We start from the raw sequence: 17,614 nt of genomic DNA on the forward strand, positions 1-17,614 counted from the left end.
CTTATGACAGAATTATAATATCAATATCCGATTCTGACAACTTCCCCAGCAACTGGGAAAATACAGCCGTATTCAACACCATCCCCAATACATTCAAATGAGGTTTGCCCATACAAATAGTGGTAATGTTCTTTTCTTCGGCTGTGGTCATGATCGTTTTGGCAATATTACTACTTTTTACTTTCAGTACTTCTCCTCCCAGTTCCATTGCCAGTTTGAAATTATTGATCAGATGGCGCTGAGAGGCCAGCTCGATCCTGTCCATATTCTCCTTTGGCGTTTGTACATACAACACATAGAACCGGCTTTGGTAGTACGCCGCCAGTCTGGCCGTTTTGCGGATCACCTTGCGGGCTATAGCATGATTACTGCTGATGCAGGCCAGAAAGCGTTCACTGCGTAGGTGTGCTGTGCGTGGAAGAGCAGTCTCAATTTTATGCTCCACCTGCGAAGCTACTTCTTTCAATGCCAGCTCACGGAGTTGTAAGATCTTTTCCGGCTGGAAGAAGTTCTTCATAGCTACCGCAATCTTATCCGGGGTATAAATTTTCCCTTCCTTTAAACGGGTGATGAGCTCATCGGCTGTGAGGTCAATATTGACCACTTCATCTGCCTGCATTAAAACGTTGTCAGGAATGCGTTCCGATACATCGATGCCCGTAATATTCTTTACTGAAGCCTGCAGGCTTTCTATATGCTGTATATTCACCGCGCTTATCACATTGATCCCCGCATCGAGTATCTCCATCACATCCTGCCAGCGTTTTTCATTCTTGCTACCTTCTATGTTAGAGTGCGCCAGTTCATCGATCACCACTACTTCCGGGTGCAGGTTCAATACCGCCTGCATATCCAGTTCGTCCAGCATCTTGCCTTTGTAAAATAGCTGGCGGCGGGGTATAACAGGCAACCCCTCCAGTAAGGAGTGGGTTTCCGGCCTGTTATGTGTTTCGATGTATGCGATCTGGATGTTGACACCGTTCCGCAGGAGGGTCCTTGCCTCTGTAAGCATACGATATGTTTTGCCTACACCGGCACTCATGCCGATGTAGACTTTAAATTTTCCTCTTCTGGACTGACGGATCAGGTCGAGGAAATGTTGGACATTATTTTCTTTTTCAGTCATGAAAAGAAAGGCTGTTTTGTTTTTATCCTGAAAAGGAATTTTTTATTGAACCACCACCTGTTCCCCTGCACGCACTCCTACCCGCAATCCCGCATGTTCTTCCGGCGTATACAACATCGCTGTACATATGCAATGCTTAAAATCCTTTTTCTGTAAAATGTCATAATTGACACAACCCTTACACCCTGCCCAGAAATTCTCATCCTTCGTGATCTCACTAAATGTAACAGGCTCAAATCCCAGTTTGGTATTCATTTTCATTATCGTCAACCCACTCGTAATACTGAATACCTTTGCTGCAGGATACAGTTCCCCCGATAACCGGAAGATTCTTTTCTTAATCCTGGAAGCGACCCCCATATTACGAAAGGCAGGGTTCACTATCAAACCAGAATTGGACACATACTCCCCATGCCCCCATATTTCAATATAAGAAAATCCTACCCAAACTTTATCAGCCGTCACCGCTATTACTGCCTTTCCCTGCCTGATCTTGTCAATAATAGTAGATACAGGTCTCTTTCCTATTCCGGTCCCCCTGGCTTTTGCCGAAGCTTCCATTTCATCCGTAATTGTGGCAGCATATTTAATGTCAGAAAGAGTCGCCTTTCTGACGATTATCCGGTCGTGTTCCATTGTGCAAATTATTTTAACGCGTCCAGCGCGATATTGAGTTTTAAGACATTAATTTTATCCGGGCCTAACCACGATTTATCTGTGTGGTTGGCGATTAATTGGTGCAATACATTGACGTCTATATGACGGGTTGCAGCAATTCTGATTACCTGTATGTCCGCAGCAGCGGGAGAGATGTCCGGATCCAGGCCACTCCCGGATGCAGTAACTAATTCACTTGGAATGTCTGCCATTGCAGTACCGGGATTATGTGCCATAAAGGTATCGATACGCTCCTGTACTGTTTTGATATAATCAGGATTGCTCGCTGCTTTGTTTGAACCACCGGAGCCTGCTGCATTGTAATCTACAGCAGAAGGACGACCCTGAAAATATTTATCTTCAGTAAATTTCTGTCCTATATTTTCGTAACCTACTACTTTACCATCGACAGTTATTGTGCGTCCTTTGCCCTGTCCATTAGCAAAGTGTGCGACACCTGCAATCAACAGTGGATAGGCTACACCTAAAACTAAGATCAGTATTAGGGTGAGTTTTATAGATGGCAAGAGATACTTTTTCATAATTTCAAATTTTACATAAAGATTGACAGGAACAGGTCTATCAGTTTGATACCGATAAAGGGGATGATTACACCACCCAGACCATATATAAACAGGTTTCTGCGCAACAACGCACTTGCCCCAATTGGCTTATAAGCGACCCCTTTCAGTGCCAGTGGTATCAATGCCGGTATGATAAGCGCATTGAAGATCACAGCAGAGAGGATCGCACTCTCCGGACTTTTCAGGTGCATAATATTCAGTCCCTGTAATGCTGGTATAGCTGTCACGAACAGCGCCGGCACAATGGCAAAATATTTAGCCACGTCGTTGGCAATAGAGAACGTAGTCAATGTACCACGGGTCATGAGCAGCTGTTTGCCGATCTCTACGATCTCAATGAGTTTGGTAGGGTCGTTGTCCAGGTCCACCATGTTCCCCGCTTCTTTTGCCGCCTGTGTGCCACTGTTCATTGCCACACCTACATCCGCCTGTGCCAGTGCAGGTGCATCGTTTGTACCATCACCCATCATCGCCACGAGCTTACCACCTTCCTGTTCACGACGGATGTAAATCATTTTATCTTCCGGCTTTGCTTCGGCAATGAAGTCGTCCACACCTGCTTTCTCTGCAATGAATTTAGCCGTAAGTGGGTTATCGCCTGTCACCATTACCGTCTTTACACCCATCCGGCGCAAACGTTCAAAACGCTCACGGATACCGGGTTTGATAATATCCTGCAATTCGATCACACCCATTACCTGTTCATTCTGACTCACCACCAGTGGCGTACCACCATTGGAAGAGATCTCTTTTACTTTCTCCTCTGTTTCAGCAGGGAATGAATTTGCAAGTTTGCGAATCGCATCATACGCCCCTTTACGAATACGCAGGTGACCTACATTCACACCACTACAACGTGTCTCGGCTGTAAATGGAATAAACGTAGCACCGGTCGACTGTAAACTGCTGGCTTTGATACCTTTCTCCGCAGCTAATTCAATGATCGATTTACCTTCAGGGGTTTCATCTGCTAAAGAAGCCAATACACATGCTTCGAAGAATTCTTTTTTACCGATAGCAAAAGCAGGCCAGAAATGAGTCGCTTTTCTATTTCCGATAGTGATAGTACCTGTCTTATCGAGCAAGAGCGTATCCAGGTCACCAGCGGTTTCCACGGCTTTACCACTTTTTGTGATCACATTCGCTCTCAGGGCGCGGTCCATACCTGCTATACCAATAGCACTTAGTAAGCCACCGATGGTAGTAGGAATAAGACACACAAAGAGAGAGACAAATGCAGCAATGGTGATCGGCGTATGTGAGAAGTCACCAAAAGGTTTCAGTGTCACACATACAATAATGAAAACCAGCGTAAAGCTAGCCAGCAGGATCGTAAGGGCGATCTCATTCGGCGTCTTCTGCCGGCTGGCGCCTTCTACAAGGGCGATCATTTTGTCCAGGAAACTTTCCCCGGGATCCGTCGTCACCTTCACTTTGATTTTATCACTCAGCACTTTGGTACCACCGGTTACAGAGCTTTTATCTCCGCCTGATTCGCGGATCACCGGGGCAGATTCACCTGTGATGGCTGATTCATCTATGGTGGCGAGACCCTGAATGATCTCACCATCCATAGGAATCATGTCTCCGGCTTCACAAATAAAGATATCGCCTTTGCGCAGTTGGGAGGAAGGAACTATTTTCACTTCGTCCATAAAGATTTCACCGACTGCCAGTATTTTTTTTGCGGGGGTTTCTTCTCTTGTTTTACGCAGACTTTCCGCCTGCGCTTTTCCCCTTGCTTCGGCGATGGCTTCTGCAAAGTTGGCAAAGAGTAAGGTTAAAAACAGGATGATAAAGACCGTAAGATTATATCCGGGCGCCCCCTGTGAGCGATCGCCTGTAAAGTAGGTATATATGGTCACAGCCAGCATGATAGCAGTACCTATCTCAACGGTGAACATGACCGGGTTGCGGAACATGATCTTTGGAGACAGCTTCACGAAAGCCTGTTTCAGTGCGCCGGCAAATTTATAATTAGACATGACAGATACTATTTAATAAAGTTGAAAGAATTCAGCAATAGGTCCCAGTGTCAAAGCCGGGAAGAAAGCCAGTGCAGCTACGATCATAATCACAGCATACGTCATGATACCGAAAGTAGCCGTATCCGTTTGCAGCGTACCTGCTGATTCAGGTGTATATTTCTTGCCGGCCAGGATGCCTGCGATCGCTACCGGACCAATGATTGGGAGGAAACGACCTAACAACATCACCAGACCCGTGCTGATATTCCAGAAGATATTATTATCACCCAGCCCTTCAAAACCGGAACCATTGTTGGCAGAGGCAGAAGTATATTCATACAACATCTCTGAAAAACCATGGTGACCGGGATTATTCAACCATCCCGCCTGCGGATGATAAGCCGCGATAGCAGTACTCACGAGTACAAGGAATGGATGGAAGAGGGCAATGATCGCAGCGATCTTCATTTCCTTTGCTTCTACTTTTCGCCCCATGAATTCAGGGGTTCTGCCTACCATGAGACCGGATATAAACACGGCGATGATAAGGAAGATAAAGTAGTTGAGCAGGCCCACACCTTTACCGCCATAAAAGCAGTTGATCATCATACCGAGTAGTTGCATGGCGCCGGAAAGCGGCATAGAACTATCGTGCATAGAGTTCACCGAACCGGTAGAGATGATGGTCGTCATCACCTGCCAGTAAGCAGAAGCAGCTACGCCGAAGCGGACTTCCTTGCCTTCCATGGCACTGTGATCATGCAACCCGATTTTTGCAAGGGCAGGATTACCGCCCAGTTCGGAGAGCATATTGGGGATCATCAATGTGAGCATACCAATGGTCATCACACCGAAGATGGCATAACCGAGTTTCCGGCGATTGATGAAGAACCCAAAGGCAAACACCAAAGCCATTGGAAGTATACATTGAGCGATGGCTTCCACCATATTGGTGAAGTAGCTGGGATTTTCCAGCGGGTGGGCGGAGTTAGCGCCGAACCAGCCACCACCGTTAGTACCTAAGTGTTTGATCGCGATCATGCCGGCAGCCGGGCCACGGGATACCTGTACCGTATCACCCTGCAGGGTGGTAATGGTATCCTTGCCATCGAAGGAAGCAGGCGTACCGCTAAAGGCGAGGATGATAGCCATGATCACAGCTAACGGCAATAACAGGCGCGTGATCGTCTTAATAAAGAAAACGAAGAAGTTACCCAGCTTCTCAGTCGTTTTGCCTGCAAACGCCTTAAAAAGCACCGCTACCGCTGCCACACCGGTTGCTGCAGATACAAATTGCAGGAAGGTGATGACGAGGAGCTGTGTCAGGTAAGTTAATCCGGATTCGCCGGAATAGTGTTGCAGGTTACAGTTGACGAGAAAACTGATACTGGTATTAAAGGCCAGATCGGGAGTCATGCTCGCATTACCATCCGGGTTGAGGGGAAGGTGAGACTGGAACAGGAGTACGAAGAAGGCATAGATGAGCCAGACCAGGTTGATGGTTAATAAAGCCACCATGTGCTGTTTCCAGTTCATTTCCCTATTTGGATCGATGCCGCAGATGCGGTAGAGGAATCTTTCAAAAGGATGGAGAAAGTCGGTAAAGGTCGGCGCCCCGCTGAATACTTTGGCAATGTACTTTCCGAGGGGGAAAGCAATCAGTAAGGTGATTAAAAAAGTGGCTAAGACGCCTGTCATTTCGCTGTTCATTTTAGAATTTTTCAGGTTTTAAGAGCACATACACCAGGTAGATGAATACGAGGACGGATATGATCAGAAGTAATGTCATCATAGCTTAGATGTTTTCGAAGAAGTCAATAGATTTATAAAAGATGTAAAAACAGGCTGCTAAGATGAGCAGGTAGATGAATGTGAGCATATGTTTAAGCGTGTAATTGTTGGATATAAATAGAGAAGATGTTAACGGGCATCTTGCTTTGTATTTCCTGCCATTCCTGGCGGGAGCAAACCATTTTCATGGCGCTGAAGCTGTAGATGAATACGTTTTCGATGGCTGTTTTTACCAGCTGATTACCTTTGTTGTAGATTTTTTCGGCCAGGAGCATGGAGTGTTGTACTTCTCTGATTTCATGGTCCTGGATCATTTTCAGGGTATAATTAGCCAATACTTTGATACAGAGATAGGCAGAGCCGAATACGGGGGCTTTGACTATTTCTTTTTGGATGGAAGGGATTTCATCTGCGATTTCGGCAGCGGCTTCATATTGGTTCATAAAAAATGATTTTTATATGGGGAGTGAAGCCAATTGGTGTGCCGGGGTGTTTTTTCTAATTTAAGTGGTTGATTTACAATATGAATGTAAAATAAGTGAAATAATAAAACCCTCTCAAAATGAGAGGGTTTTATCAATTTGGAGGGGCCTGCGGCCGGCTAGAGTTTATACTCTTCAATCTTTCTATACAGCGTAGCAAGCCCTATGTTTAATAGCTTTGCTGCTTCTGTTTTATTGTTTTTAGTATGATGCAACACCTTTATTATATGTAACTTTTCTACACTTGCGAGATCAAAAGCAGACAGTATATTTGAGGACTTATCTGCTATCTGCAGGTCAAAAGGTAAATGCTCTACTTTCAATTCATCACCATCAGCGAGTATCACCGCCCGTTCCAATACATTTTTCAACTCACGTATATTCCCTTTCCATTCATGCAATTGCAGTTTCTCTACAAATGCCGGCGCCATAGTAAATGGCTTTCGGTTATTGCGATTGGCAGCGAGCTGGATGAAGTATTCCGCCAGTGCGGGAATGTCTTTTTTCCTTTCTCTTAAAGGAGGTAGTGTAATCGCGAATACATTCAGTCTATAATATAGATCTTCCCTGAAAAGACCTTTTTCAGCTTCTGTCTTCAGATCCCTGTTCGTCGCTGCAATGATGCGTACATTTACTTTGGTAGGTTTGGTATCGCCTACTTTTATAAACTCCCCGGTTTCTAATACGCGGAGCAGTTTGGCCTGTAAGTCCAGCGGCATTTCACCCAGTTCGTCCAGGAAGATGGTGCCGTTATTCGCTTCTTCAATCAATCCTTTTTTATCGCGGGTGGCATTGGTAAAAGCCCCGGCTTTATAACCGAACAGTTCACTTTCCAATAATTCCCTGCTGAAAGCGCTACAGTTCAGGGCTACAAAGGGTTTGCCGGCGCGCCTGCTATTATTATGAATAGCCTGGGCAAAGACTTCTTTTCCGGTACCGGTTTCACCTAATAATAATACGGTGGTGTCGGCAGGGGCTACTTTGCTGGCCTGATCGATGGCATCAGAGATGGAACGGGAATTGCCAAGAATGCTTTCAAAGCTATATTTCTGTCCTACCTGTTTTTCCAGTTTTTCGATACGTTTTTGCAGCAGCACTTTCTCATGGGCACGGTTCAGCAATGGGATGATACGGTTATTGTCATCTCCTTTGGTGAGGTAGTCGAAAGCCCCGTTTTTAATAGCCTGCACGCCGTCGGGGATGTTGCCATAGGCAGTGAGGAGGATGACTTCAACAGAGGGATATTTTTCTTTAATGGTCTTTACGTAATCTACGCCACTGCCGTCGGGTAGTCTTACATCGCAGAGCACGACATCAATTTCTTCTTTATCTAATAACTTTTGCGCTGATTTGATATTACCGGTTTCCAGGACGTTGTAACCTTCCAGTGTGATGAGGCGTTTCATCAGGCTGCGTAACTTCTCTTCATCGTCGATTATGAGTATCGTTCCTGCCATATAGTTTATTTGTGGGGCAAAATTAAGGTTTATTGGTTAGTAATAGATTTGTCAATGTAATTATAGACTATTAGAAGCACAAGCCAGTTCAACGCATATTCATTTATTAGTATGAAAAGCATTTTGCGCGCGTACTGGTCCTGGCAGGCGCGTTATTTGAGAAGGCATGCGAACATTTACAGCAAACTGTTATTATCCTGACCGGATTAGGTTCGAATTTTATTTGCAGCGAATGGAATAGCAGTTTTTATTGTTTGTGATTTTGGACATGGTCACCAAATAGAAAAGATTGGTATTTGAGCACATGGGGGAGAAGGAAGAAAAGTTTGAATTCAACTTCAGCGAAGAATCGGATGGTACTAAAAGATTATTGGAATACTTACCAGTATTAAATAGTATTGTGAATTCATCTTCAACCTTTATAATCGATGAAATTGAAAGGAGCATCCACCCTCTCGTAGTTAAAAAATTGATAAGTAAATTTTCTGGAGATGAATTAACGCAAGGACAACTGATTTTTACTACCCATGAATCAAATCTTTTAGATCAGGAAATTTTTAGGCCTGATGAAATTTGGTTTGCTGAAAAGAACATTATTGGGGCCACCAGCTTATACTCACTTAGTGACTTTAAAGAGCACAATACCATTGATATAAGAAAAGGATATTTAAGTGGAAGGTATGGAGCTATTCCATTCTTAGGGAATTTAAATGACTTAAACTGGCATAAATTCAAGATGAGACGAAGTAATATATACCAGGCGGGATAGGGTGGCGACAGCTTGCTCAATGATTATAATATGTTCTTGGCTCATCATCTCTGTAAGCAGCGTCTATCTCATCTGCTAATTCTACCAGTGTTTCAGCGAGGTAGGAGCCGCGGTATTCAGTATGATGCAGAAATACTTCAGCTACCCAATAGCCAAGGGTATCGTCGAACCATACTATCCCTACGAAATGGGGTGCAAGGTACAGGGCATATTCATGCCGGCCTTTTATTAACTTTGCTATATGGTAATTAATTTTATAGTTAAATCTGGATATGATTGGTTCATTGGAAAATATCATGAAGTTATTGGGTAATGTGAGGGTTGTTTTCATAGTGTTAAAATTATGTAATTCCACACGAAACCAGGCAGCAGTGTAGCCGCTTCTGGTTAGGGAAGGTGGTGAATGGCAATTTGCCGTGCTGTGCATGTTGCCAGGGGAATAAGCTCTTCGAATACCATTTCAACTGGCAGGTGTCTTTTCCGGCCATTAATATGTTTTCCGACATCAATGCCAGTTTCAATATTTATGAATGGACTTTTTTTATACTCTGGTTATCAATGGCTGCTGCAGAAGGAGCATAATTTCGGCCCTGCCTCATTCGTTCCTTTCGTACAACCTTCTTCGTGACATCGTCAAAGAATCCATTCTTCTTCCACTTGTTAAAGTAATAGTAAACTATCTGCCAGTAATGGAATTCGTTGCTTAGGTTGCGCCATTGACAACCCGTTCTGCAAATCCATAGAATAGCATTAAATATGGTTTGAAGAAAATATTTACGTTTTCTTTTGTCGGGTAATATTTTTTTCTATACTTTTCCATTGCGAATCGGTCAATAATGTGTACTTCGGTCTCATAGTTTATTTTTGATAAATCCAAACTAATTGATCGATTCGTTTTTAGCTAATTTCCCGCAGTTTTATTTTTAAACATTGTTCCTTAATAAACGGAATTATTTATGAAGAAATTATTTCTTTTCCTATGCCTTGGAGCCAATCTACATATGTTCGCCCAAACAAGCTACGACACCCTCCGCACCAACTACATCGGGGTAGGCGGTAACGTTAACTCTGCCTTCCCCTTGAACGTAGGCGGCATTTCCCGCTTTTCAGAACAAGTCCATTTTGGCGAATGGTATGATGCCGGTGCTTACGGTAAAGTACAGATATCAAGATTGGCTGATCAGGGGGATAATGCCTTTCACCTTTCCTTTGTCAGAGCCGGATCTATTACCGCAGGTATGGGTTTCCTCCGCAACAGCAACACTTTTGCGATACAAACTGCTGCGTCAAATAACTCCTCTACCAAAGGTATCTTTATGACATCCGCCGGAAATGTAGGTGTCAATAATTCCAGTCCAACCGTACCACTTGACGTTACCGGGAATATCAGGCTCAGCGGCAACTTCCTTTATCTGAACACCTATGGCGCATTGTATTCTGATGTCAACAATATCGCCTTATTCGCTGATGGCGGACTTTTCTTTGGAGATAGAAATAATACCTATCCCAGGGCGATTATAGAATCCAGCGGTGTTTTAAGGTTGTACAACAGCACTTCGCATGTGACGACTGCTTATGTAAGCCCCAATGGCGATTCTTATTTAAATAGCGGCGGCCTGGCGATTGGTTTTACCTCCGTGCCGGCGAATTATAAACTGGCTGTAAATGGAACAATAGGCGCTACCAAATTAAAAGTAACGCAATCATGGGCTGACTATGTATTTTCACCAGACTATAAACTTCCTGCATTAAAAGATGTAGAAGCACATATCAAAGCTAATAATAAACTACCTGATATTCCTTCTGAAAAGCAAATTGCTGCTGAAGGGCTTGACGTAGGTGAAATGCAGAAATTGCAAATGCAGAAAATAGAAGAGCTGACACTCTATATCATCGATCTGGAAAAACGCCTGCAAAAACAACAACATGAGATTGATGAATTGAAAACCGGAAAATAATTACTTCCCACCAAACTGATTAATATTAGAACTCATTTCATAATTACCATTTAAGTATTGATTATCAACCACCAATGCCTATTTGTGAAATGAGTTCTATACATAAATTTGCGCTTTCTTTTGTCTGTTAATAATTTTTCTATACTTCTCCATTGCGAATCGGTCAATAATGTGTACTTCGGTCTCATAGTTTGTTTCTGATAAATCCAAACTAATTGATCGATTCGTTTTTAGCTAATTACCTATCATACTAATAATGAGCTTATGTTTTAGAAAAAGCCTTAATACTCATTTAGGATAATCATTCGTGCATTTTTGTTTATTGAAGGGCTGGAATTGAATTTCATGATTTATCTTCTTGGACACTATGGCTAAGAACCATACCACTAAAGTTTATCTGTTTCCCCTGATTGGCCGTGTATATTGAAGTAGATTTCGATTGAATTATTATCATAAGGAAGAAAGCTGCTTAAAAAAGATAATAATCACTTCGGACTTTTTAAAAATATCTTCCCAAAACTCTTCAACTAAGAAATCTTCTCTAAATTCTATTACACCCTATACATCTCATAAAACAGGAAAAAGGCGCCTATTACTTCTGAGACGCCTTTTTAATATTTGAATTACAATCTTTCAATACTACGAAACATTGATCGTGATCGTAGCCGGCGTACCGCTTACCTGGCTGGCTGAACCTGGATTGCCCTGTGAACCCGTAGCGCCCTTGGTACCATTGGTACCGTCGCCATGACCTTTACCGCCATCACCGCCAGTACCTTTCGCGCCACCACCACCGGGAGCGCCGCCCTGTCCGAAATTACCCGGAGGCGCAGTGGCGCTGCCTTTGGTTACCATGCTTGCCATAGCGCTGGGTATCATAACTGTGATATCCCCTGCACAGTTCACCCCATTCCCTGCATCACCTCCACGGCCACCTGAACCACCGGAGCCGCCGTTACCACCATTACCACCTTTGGTGCCGGTACATTCGCAATTGGCGCCATTACCGCCTTTGCCACCGTTACCGCCATTGCCGCCCGTGCCTCCGTTACCACCCGATCCACCTGTACCAGAACGGGTGAAGAAAACTACTGGCTTGCCCGTACTGGTGGTGATTGCATTGTTGATGGTAAATATCGCCTGGCAGCTTGCCAATCCGGGACCACCGGGGTTGCCGGCACCGCCTGTAGCGCCTGCTGTACCATTTCCGCCATTACCGCCTTTGTCGCCGGGTTCTGAACCCGATACTGTACAGGTGCCTTTGCTGCCTTTACTGCCGTTGGTGCCGAAAATATTGAAGTCGCCGATTTCGGAATTGCCGTTGTCCCCATTGCGCACCAAGGTATCCATGGTAAAACCATTGACCACCGTGTTGTAGAAATTGATATAAACACCCTGGTTCAGCGTTACGGTGCCATAGTTGAATGTCAAGGGTATTACCGGGCTATTGAACGTCTCAGGCCCAGTAGGCGTGTAATTGGATTCAGAAGTAGCCTGTATCTGCATCGGGAAGGCGCCCTTGATCCGTTCCCGGTCGGCAGGATGCAATTCAGCATCGCCATAAATAAATTCATTCACACGGCGAAGGGTACCTGCCGCCGTACGGTCGTTCTGTACATCCGTTAATGGAACATTGCCGAAAAGCTGGGCGCCGATGTTGGGATTGTTTTCCCGGTCGATGAATAAATTCGTGATCTCTTTCAACTGGTCAACGTCCTTGACCGTAATGAAGGTGGTAACGGGTATTCCCTTTTCAAGCAATTCGAGGGAATGCCCCAATCGCTCAGCCCTTTCTTTAAAACTCAATTTCATAATGTGTAGTGTTTAGGTAAAGAAAATGATGAATGATACTTATGATCGTTGAGATAGCATACTGCTGCATGTCGCCCCCGGCCATGGAGCCCGTTCTTACCTGGTATTCCATGATGTCCGTTGGTACCGGGCACACCGTTGAGCGTGGCATCGGTCATCGGCACAACGGTTCCGCCTTTGCCGCCCAATCCGCCTTTGCCGCCTTTACCGCCAATACCACCCAACGAGCAGAAAGCCGTCATACGTACATGACCAACCGCTTCTTCCGGAACATTGAGATAAATATTGGAAGAAATACCACCATGACCGGCATTACCGCCACGGCCACCGTTACCGGCAGGCACTTTCATATTGAAACCATCCAACCCGGGTGCGCCGTTGCCACCATTACCGCCATGGCCTCCATCACTGCCGTCACCACCTGCACCACCGGCACCGGCCTGTGAAAAAAGATGCAGCCGTCCTTCGAGCTCACGAATGGTGATCTCAGCCAGCTTGCACATACCGCCATTACGCCCTTTACCGCCGTCGGTGCCGTTTTCGGCATCGGTTGCATCGGCGCCGTGCAATTCGTTCAATGGCTGGTTGGGTATCCAACGTCCAAGAATACTTGCTTCAGCAATACCCTGTATACCATTACGGCCATGCAAACCGCCCGAGCCATTTTCGCCATGGATGCCGTTTTGCGGACCGTGCCCGAAATCAACCGAAAAAGGTGTAGGCATTATGCCCACCTGGTAATCTATATCAGCACCGGCATTGCCCAGTGTAATGAACCGCTGGCAAAGCAAGGAGAACACATTGCCGCGTATTACTACTTTGGCGCCTTCTTCCAGCACAAGGGTGCCGATATTTACAATGGTGTACAATTCTTCCATTTCGCCCAGGTTCCATATTTCCTGCGGCATGGTCAGGTCCCAGGTTTCTCCTTTGGGAACTACTTTGTGCAGCACCGAAATGCCTTTCAAACACAACGGGAAATGCCGGTTGATCCCTTTGGCATCTTTTTCTGATATGGGCGCACCGGCAAATAATACGGCTTCGCCCCGGTCGTGCTTACCCTGTCCCAGCTTGGTGCGCAGTTCATGTGCGGCACTATAAAATGTAGGCAGGCGCAGGCGGTGCTGTTCATCCGTGGCATTGCTCAGCACCTGGCGTGCAATGTTAAAATCATGCAAATGGAAATATGTGGTGATCTCTTCACCGCTGAGTAATGGTTCATGGTCGTGCCCGATGAGCGATGCCTTGTGCAGGAATTCCTGCATCGATCTTTCAGAAAGTGCAGTAGTCGATTGGGTTTTAACGTTAGCGATCATAATACATCGGTTAAAATAGTTGAAGGATAATACCCGGCCACACGCGCAAACGGGCGCATGCTGCATACCCATTCAAAATTGCGCAGTTGTGCAGGCCGGTTCACGAAATGATGACTCGCGGGGTTCCTGTTATTGTACCGGTATAAAATAGTTTCGTTGAAAATAACGCGGTAAAAGCCGGCCATCTCCATAAGAGGGAACATGATGGCGGTGTCTGTTGCCGATTGTAACCATTCGCCTTCGCTGTTTTTAAGACAATTGTATTCCGGGTCCTGGTCGGCAATAGCCATAAAAAGTCCGGCACGGAAAGTCCGGATATGCGATACACGCCAGCCCTGTCGCAGGGTGGCAAAATCTTTTGGTGAGGCATAGGGTGCTGAAACGCCCAGGCATCCGTCGGCATCCATATATTGACCGTACATGGTCCAGCAATCGTAACGAACATATTGTTCATTGATGATGGAAAGCGCATTGTGGCAGGCCAACTGGTCATCGCCATCGAGGCAAACCACAATATCATCCGGGCGGCACCAGGTTGTGATGGCCTGGTATATATTGTATGCAGATCCCATTTTTTGTTGATTGCGCAACAGCACTGCATCGAGCGCTTGCGGTGGTTCAAAATGCGCACTGGCGTCGGTAGAAGCATCATCTATAAATATCACCTGTGCATTCGGGTAATCCTGCATCAGCATACTGCTTACACATTCACCCAGGAAACGGCCCGGATTGTGAAATGGTACGATCACCACCAGCCGGTTGCGCGTTTCATCCATGTCACGGCCTTTGCCGTGGATCAGTTCAAAAGCCATTTTGCGCGCGTGTATGGTGTATTCGTATATGCCTGGCGGTAAACTATTCTGCCATAGCAAACGGTTGGCGGCTGTAATGGCTTCCGATACCCGGCCACAGGCAATGGCGCAGACCATGAACTCGAACAGCAACTGGTAATCATATACCGGTTTATCGATGAATAGTTTATCATTTGCCGGGTAAGGCGGGTCCTGTAAAGCCAGAGATGCCATACAGTATCCCTGCAAGTACTGGTGATTTTCGCGATAATAACGGGCCATGGCATGTAATGTTTCAAGGCGCCAGGGTCTTGCATCGAAGGCCGCCATGTAGGCAGCCTGTACGTCCGTCCATGCGCGTCCCAGCAAACGCAGCATGTCGGCACGCTGCAAACGGGCATACCAGCGTTCTTCATCCCAGCCTTCTTTTTCAATTCTTTTTTCATACCAGTACAATGCCTGTTCGTACAACTTCAGGTCGCTGTACGACTGCGCCAGGTAAAACATATACCGTTCATTGTGCGGCTCTGTTTGCAGCGCTTCGGTAAGCAATTGCACATCGCGCCCGAATTTATCCGAACGGCAACCGCCATCGCCATAATGGGTAAGGCTTATTTCGGGCAAAAAAGCCCATTCCGTGGCAGTTTCTGCATGAAGGTATTCGTGGGTAACACCGATGTAACGCCATTGGTGACGGCTGCTGATGAGCATGGGTTGCGAGTAATCGAGACTGCCTTCGTAACGGATCTCGTAAAAATCGTGCTGCAGTTTTTGCCTGAAAGGCGCTTTCACATTCAGCGTCATATCGGCATCCATGATCAGCAGGTAATCGGCATGGCTACGCGCCCGTTCAAGTACTTCACTGCGGTTGCGCCCGAAGTTTTTCCAGGTGGTATGATATAGTTGACCGGGTTTGTCCTGCATCACATTGGCAATGACGGCAGGCGTATCATCGTTTGAACCGGTATCGCAAATCACCCAATAGTCTATATACGGCAGTGCCGATTCCAATGCGCGCCGGATGATATGCGCTTCGTTCTTTACCATCATACAAAGGCAGATGGAGGGATCAGGTATTCTTGACATATCGAACGGAAAGAAAATAGGTTCTGTCTATAGAATTTTTGGCGTTCACCGATTTTTGCGTCAGGAAGAAAGCGGTGTCGAAATTACTTCCCGGCTGCTGGTTGTTGGCGGTGGAGGTCCAATAGTAACCTGTAGCCAGGAGGCTGTTGAAATTGCCGAGATTATCGCCCATGCCGCCCGCCTGTGCATTAAAGCCGCTGCTGCCGCCGTTGATCAATGCGGCAAATGCATTGGCGCCAAGCGAAGTGAAAAGATTATTCCAGTCGTCCTGGCTGGGTATACGCCAGCCGGCCGGTGTATTGGTCTGTGCCTGCGCTTCGGTATACAGCATGCCATATTGCTTACGGTTGCTGCTGTTGTTGTCATAGGCCACACAACCATTGCCTGAATTATAATTGTAATTGGCCGCCAGCCAGGTTTGATTGTTGAGGAAAACTGTTGGATACACCTGTCCGTTCGGATCAACAAAAAAGCTGGCCGATATGAATACGGTAAACTGCAGGGCGTTGAGATAATTATTGTTGTTATCGAAAGCCTGCAGGGTAATGAACACGGGCGTTTCCTGCGATACCTGTATGGGCAGCGTCAATGTATAGGTATCATAGGCAAGCGGCTGTATGTTTGGCGACTGGTCGGGCAGGAAATAATTTTTTTGTAGCATGGGTGCCCCGGGAATATTACAAATGAGCTTGATATTATCTACGTAGAACATCGCCCAGCGCAAGGGGATCTGTATGGTTTGTGAAGGTTCCGTTAGGGCTATGATAGAGCCATTGGTGCCAAAAAAGTTGAAGAGTCCACGGGTAGAAGGCGGGTTCTGTTTCGAAATATCGAGTATGAAAGTGACCGGTTTGTATGCCGTGGTACTGTTCATCATAAAGTTATTGAACGTTACCATCATTTGCGTATGACCGGCTGGCGTAAACGAATTGATATTGTTGAAGGCAAAAGTAAGGTTGGCCTCGTTGCCGGTACCGATAATGCCTGCATTGCTGCTTTGGGGATAAAGGGTCCATACAGGTGTATTGCCATCCCCGGTATTGGTGGGGTTTTTGAAAACCCATGACTGGTTGGTAACCAGGGTTACGCCAATATCCCAGGCCTGCCCCGAATTATCGGCAGGCGCCAGGGCACCCGCGGTATTACCATACACGAAAGAAACAGTAACAGTGGGATTGCCCGTCCAGGGTTTGGTATCGTTGTATAAAGGCGTATTCGCCGTGTTTTTGATATTCAGGAAAATGGTATTGCTCAGCGGGTCGCTTGCTGCAGAAACATAAACGGTGCCCTGGTTGTCGAGGCCAAGGTTCAACACCGTAGTAAGGTCTACCGCCTGTGGAGGCGCACTGCTGTTGAGTGCCAGGTTTTGCGATTGCAAACCGGCAGGCACATTCTGACCATTGAGATTGTTGAGATTCACGTTCACTGCACCAATGGTCGGCGATGCAGTGGCTGTTACATTGATGATGGTAAAGGTAAGGCTGGTATCTTTTGCCCAGATGCCCGATGTATTTCCATACGCGAGCAGCAGCCCTTTGTACGGAGCATCATAGCTGAAGCTCCAGCCCGGTTGCGATATATTGTTGATGGTCATTCCGGCTTTCTGATCGGCGGTAAAAAAATTGGGCATGAACAGCTCGATGCCCGAAGCCGTATCGGCGTTCCCGCCTTGCAGGGTAATATCGGCGCCGGTATTGTTCACAATGGTAATATTCAGCGTAGCGGTAACTTCTACATAGAGCTGGGGCTGGTTGCCGGCATCGGGATTGGCCATGGAAAAGTAAACAGGATCGGAAGAAACGGCATAAGTGCTCATGC

The 17,614-nt window shown here is 46.0% G+C and carries 16 protein-coding genes; 2 read left to right on the top strand and 14 right to left on the bottom strand.

Going from position 1 to position 17,614, the window contains the following annotated elements; translation table 11 throughout:
- Nucleotide 1: 1 nt before the first annotated feature.
- From QQL36_RS23720 to QQL36_RS23750, 8 genes are all read right to left on the bottom strand, one after another.
- The gene (locus QQL36_RS23720) at nt 2-1,126 is read right to left on the bottom strand and encodes a histidine kinase (RefSeq protein WP_083727601.1); all 1,125 of its coding nucleotides are present in this window, start codon (nt 1,124-1,126) and stop codon (nt 2-4) included.
- A gap of 42 nt (nt 1,127-1,168) precedes the next feature.
- Nucleotides 1,169-1,762: an N-acetyltransferase gene (locus QQL36_RS23725; RefSeq protein WP_083727599.1), complete on the bottom strand. Its 594-nt coding sequence runs from the start codon at nt 1,760-1,762 to the stop codon at nt 1,169-1,171.
- Nucleotides 1,763-1,770: 8 nt separating this feature from the next.
- Nucleotides 1,771-2,325: a potassium-transporting ATPase subunit KdpC gene (gene kdpC, locus QQL36_RS23730; RefSeq protein WP_321566995.1), complete on the bottom strand. Its 555-nt coding sequence runs from the start codon at nt 2,323-2,325 to the stop codon at nt 1,771-1,773.
- Between the two features lie 11 nt (nt 2,326-2,336).
- Nucleotides 2,337-4,352, bottom strand: a complete 2,016-nt coding sequence (gene kdpB / locus QQL36_RS23735; RefSeq protein WP_083727595.1) for a potassium-transporting ATPase subunit KdpB — start codon at nt 4,350-4,352, stop codon at nt 2,337-2,339.
- A 12-nt stretch (nt 4,353-4,364) separates the two neighbouring features.
- Nucleotides 4,365-6,044, bottom strand: a complete 1,680-nt coding sequence (gene kdpA / locus QQL36_RS23740; protein WP_321566996.1) for a potassium-transporting ATPase subunit KdpA — start codon at nt 6,042-6,044, stop codon at nt 4,365-4,367.
- A 1-nt stretch (nt 6,045) separates the two neighbouring features.
- Complete coding sequence (kdpF, locus tag QQL36_RS35755; protein WP_083727591.1) at nt 6,046-6,126, bottom strand: K(+)-transporting ATPase subunit F; 81 nt, start codon at nt 6,124-6,126, stop codon at nt 6,046-6,048.
- A gap of 91 nt (nt 6,127-6,217) precedes the next feature.
- Nucleotides 6,218-6,568 (bottom strand): hypothetical protein, encoded by a 351-nt coding sequence (locus QQL36_RS23745; RefSeq protein WP_083727589.1) that lies wholly within the window; start codon nt 6,566-6,568, stop codon nt 6,218-6,220.
- 158 nt (nt 6,569-6,726) lie between these two features.
- A complete protein-coding gene (locus QQL36_RS23750; RefSeq protein WP_321566997.1) occupies nt 6,727-8,064 on the bottom strand; it encodes a sigma-54 dependent transcriptional regulator in 1,338 nt (445 codons plus the stop codon).
- A gap of 304 nt (nt 8,065-8,368) precedes the next feature.
- Between QQL36_RS23750 and QQL36_RS23755 the strand changes: the two genes are divergently transcribed.
- On the top strand, nt 8,369-8,833 hold the full coding sequence (locus tag QQL36_RS23755) for an AAA family ATPase (protein ID WP_321566998.1): 465 nt from the start codon (nt 8,369-8,371) through the stop codon (nt 8,831-8,833).
- A gap of 16 nt (nt 8,834-8,849) precedes the next feature.
- Here the strand turns inward: QQL36_RS23755 and QQL36_RS23760 are convergent, their stop codons facing one another.
- On the bottom strand, nt 8,850-9,164 hold the full coding sequence (locus tag QQL36_RS23760) for a hypothetical protein (RefSeq protein ID WP_083727583.1): 315 nt from the start codon (nt 9,162-9,164) through the stop codon (nt 8,850-8,852).
- Nucleotides 9,165-9,357: 193 nt separating this feature from the next.
- On the bottom strand, nt 9,358-9,633 hold the full coding sequence (locus QQL36_RS35760) for a transposase (RefSeq protein ID WP_415751081.1): 276 nt from the start codon (nt 9,631-9,633) through the stop codon (nt 9,358-9,360).
- A 156-nt stretch (nt 9,634-9,789) separates the two neighbouring features.
- On the opposite strand from QQL36_RS35760, the gene QQL36_RS23765 reads away from it, so the two are divergent.
- Nucleotides 9,790-10,791, top strand: coding sequence for a hypothetical protein (locus QQL36_RS23765; protein ID WP_143709039.1), 1,002 nt, complete (start codon nt 9,790-9,792; stop codon nt 10,789-10,791).
- Between the two features lie 639 nt (nt 10,792-11,430).
- On the opposite strand, the gene QQL36_RS23770 is transcribed toward QQL36_RS23765, so the two are convergent.
- From QQL36_RS23770 to QQL36_RS23785, 4 genes are read right to left on the bottom strand one after another with little or no spacing between them, the layout of a single operon-like run.
- Complete coding sequence (locus QQL36_RS23770) at nt 11,431-12,603, bottom strand: hypothetical protein (protein ID WP_321566999.1); 1,173 nt, start codon at nt 12,601-12,603, stop codon at nt 11,431-11,433.
- Nucleotides 12,600-13,919, bottom strand: coding sequence for a hypothetical protein (locus QQL36_RS23775; RefSeq protein ID WP_321567000.1), 1,320 nt, complete (start codon nt 13,917-13,919; stop codon nt 12,600-12,602). The genes QQL36_RS23770 and QQL36_RS23775 overlap by 4 nt, the downstream gene beginning before the upstream one ends.
- Nucleotides 13,916-15,796, bottom strand: coding sequence for a glycosyltransferase (locus QQL36_RS23780; RefSeq protein ID WP_321567001.1), 1,881 nt, complete (start codon nt 15,794-15,796; stop codon nt 13,916-13,918). The genes QQL36_RS23775 and QQL36_RS23780 overlap by 4 nt, the downstream gene beginning before the upstream one ends.
- The gene (locus tag QQL36_RS23785) at nt 15,780-17,612 is read right to left on the bottom strand and encodes an FISUMP domain-containing protein (protein WP_321567002.1); all 1,833 of its coding nucleotides are present in this window, start codon (nt 17,610-17,612) and stop codon (nt 15,780-15,782) included. The genes QQL36_RS23780 and QQL36_RS23785 overlap by 17 nt, the downstream gene beginning before the upstream one ends.
- Nucleotides 17,613-17,614: the final 2 nt, after the last annotated feature.

This window comes from Chitinophaga sp. LS1, from assembly GCF_034274695.1.
GTDB lineage: Bacteria > Bacteroidota > Bacteroidia > Chitinophagales > Chitinophagaceae > Chitinophaga.

Bases quoted from the DNA above. Each gene is read 5' to 3' on its own strand.
- QQL36_RS23775 (WP_321567000.1), bottom strand. From the start codon at position 13,919: ATGATCGCTAACGTTAAAACCCAATCGACTACTGCACTTTCTGAAAGA.
- QQL36_RS23785 (WP_321567002.1), bottom strand. From the start codon at position 17,612: ATGAGCACTTATGCCGTTTCTTCCGATCCTGTTTACTTTTCCATGGCC.
- kdpB (WP_083727595.1), bottom strand. From the start codon at position 4,352: ATGTCTAATTATAAATTTGCCGGCGCACTGAAACAGGCTTTCGTGAAG.
- QQL36_RS23780 (WP_321567001.1), bottom strand. From the start codon at position 15,796: ATGTCAAGAATACCTGATCCCTCCATCTGCCTTTGTATGATGGTAAAG.
- QQL36_RS23720 (WP_083727601.1), bottom strand. From the start codon at position 1,126: ATGACTGAAAAAGAAAATAATGTCCAACATTTCCTCGACCTGATCCGT.
- kdpC (WP_321566995.1), bottom strand. From the start codon at position 2,325: ATGAAAAAGTATCTCTTGCCATCTATAAAACTCACCCTAATACTGATC.
- QQL36_RS23745 (WP_083727589.1), bottom strand. From the start codon at position 6,568: ATGAACCAATATGAAGCCGCTGCCGAAATCGCAGATGAAATCCCTTCC.
- QQL36_RS23755 (WP_321566998.1), top strand. From the start codon at position 8,369: ATGGGGGAGAAGGAAGAAAAGTTTGAATTCAACTTCAGCGAAGAATCG.
- QQL36_RS23760 (WP_083727583.1), bottom strand. From the start codon at position 9,164: ATGAAAACAACCCTCACATTACCCAATAACTTCATGATATTTTCCAAT.
- kdpF (WP_083727591.1), bottom strand. From the start codon at position 6,126: ATGATGACATTACTTCTGATCATATCCGTCCTCGTATTCATCTACCTG.
- QQL36_RS23765 (WP_143709039.1), top strand. From the start codon at position 9,790: ATGAAGAAATTATTTCTTTTCCTATGCCTTGGAGCCAATCTACATATG.
- QQL36_RS23770 (WP_321566999.1), bottom strand. From the start codon at position 12,603: ATGAAATTGAGTTTTAAAGAAAGGGCTGAGCGATTGGGGCATTCCCTC.
- kdpA (WP_321566996.1), bottom strand. From the start codon at position 6,044: ATGAACAGCGAAATGACAGGCGTCTTAGCCACTTTTTTAATCACCTTA.
- QQL36_RS23750 (WP_321566997.1), bottom strand. From the start codon at position 8,064: ATGGCAGGAACGATACTCATAATCGACGATGAAGAGAAGTTACGCAGC.
- QQL36_RS23725 (WP_083727599.1), bottom strand. From the start codon at position 1,762: ATGGAACACGACCGGATAATCGTCAGAAAGGCGACTCTTTCTGACATT.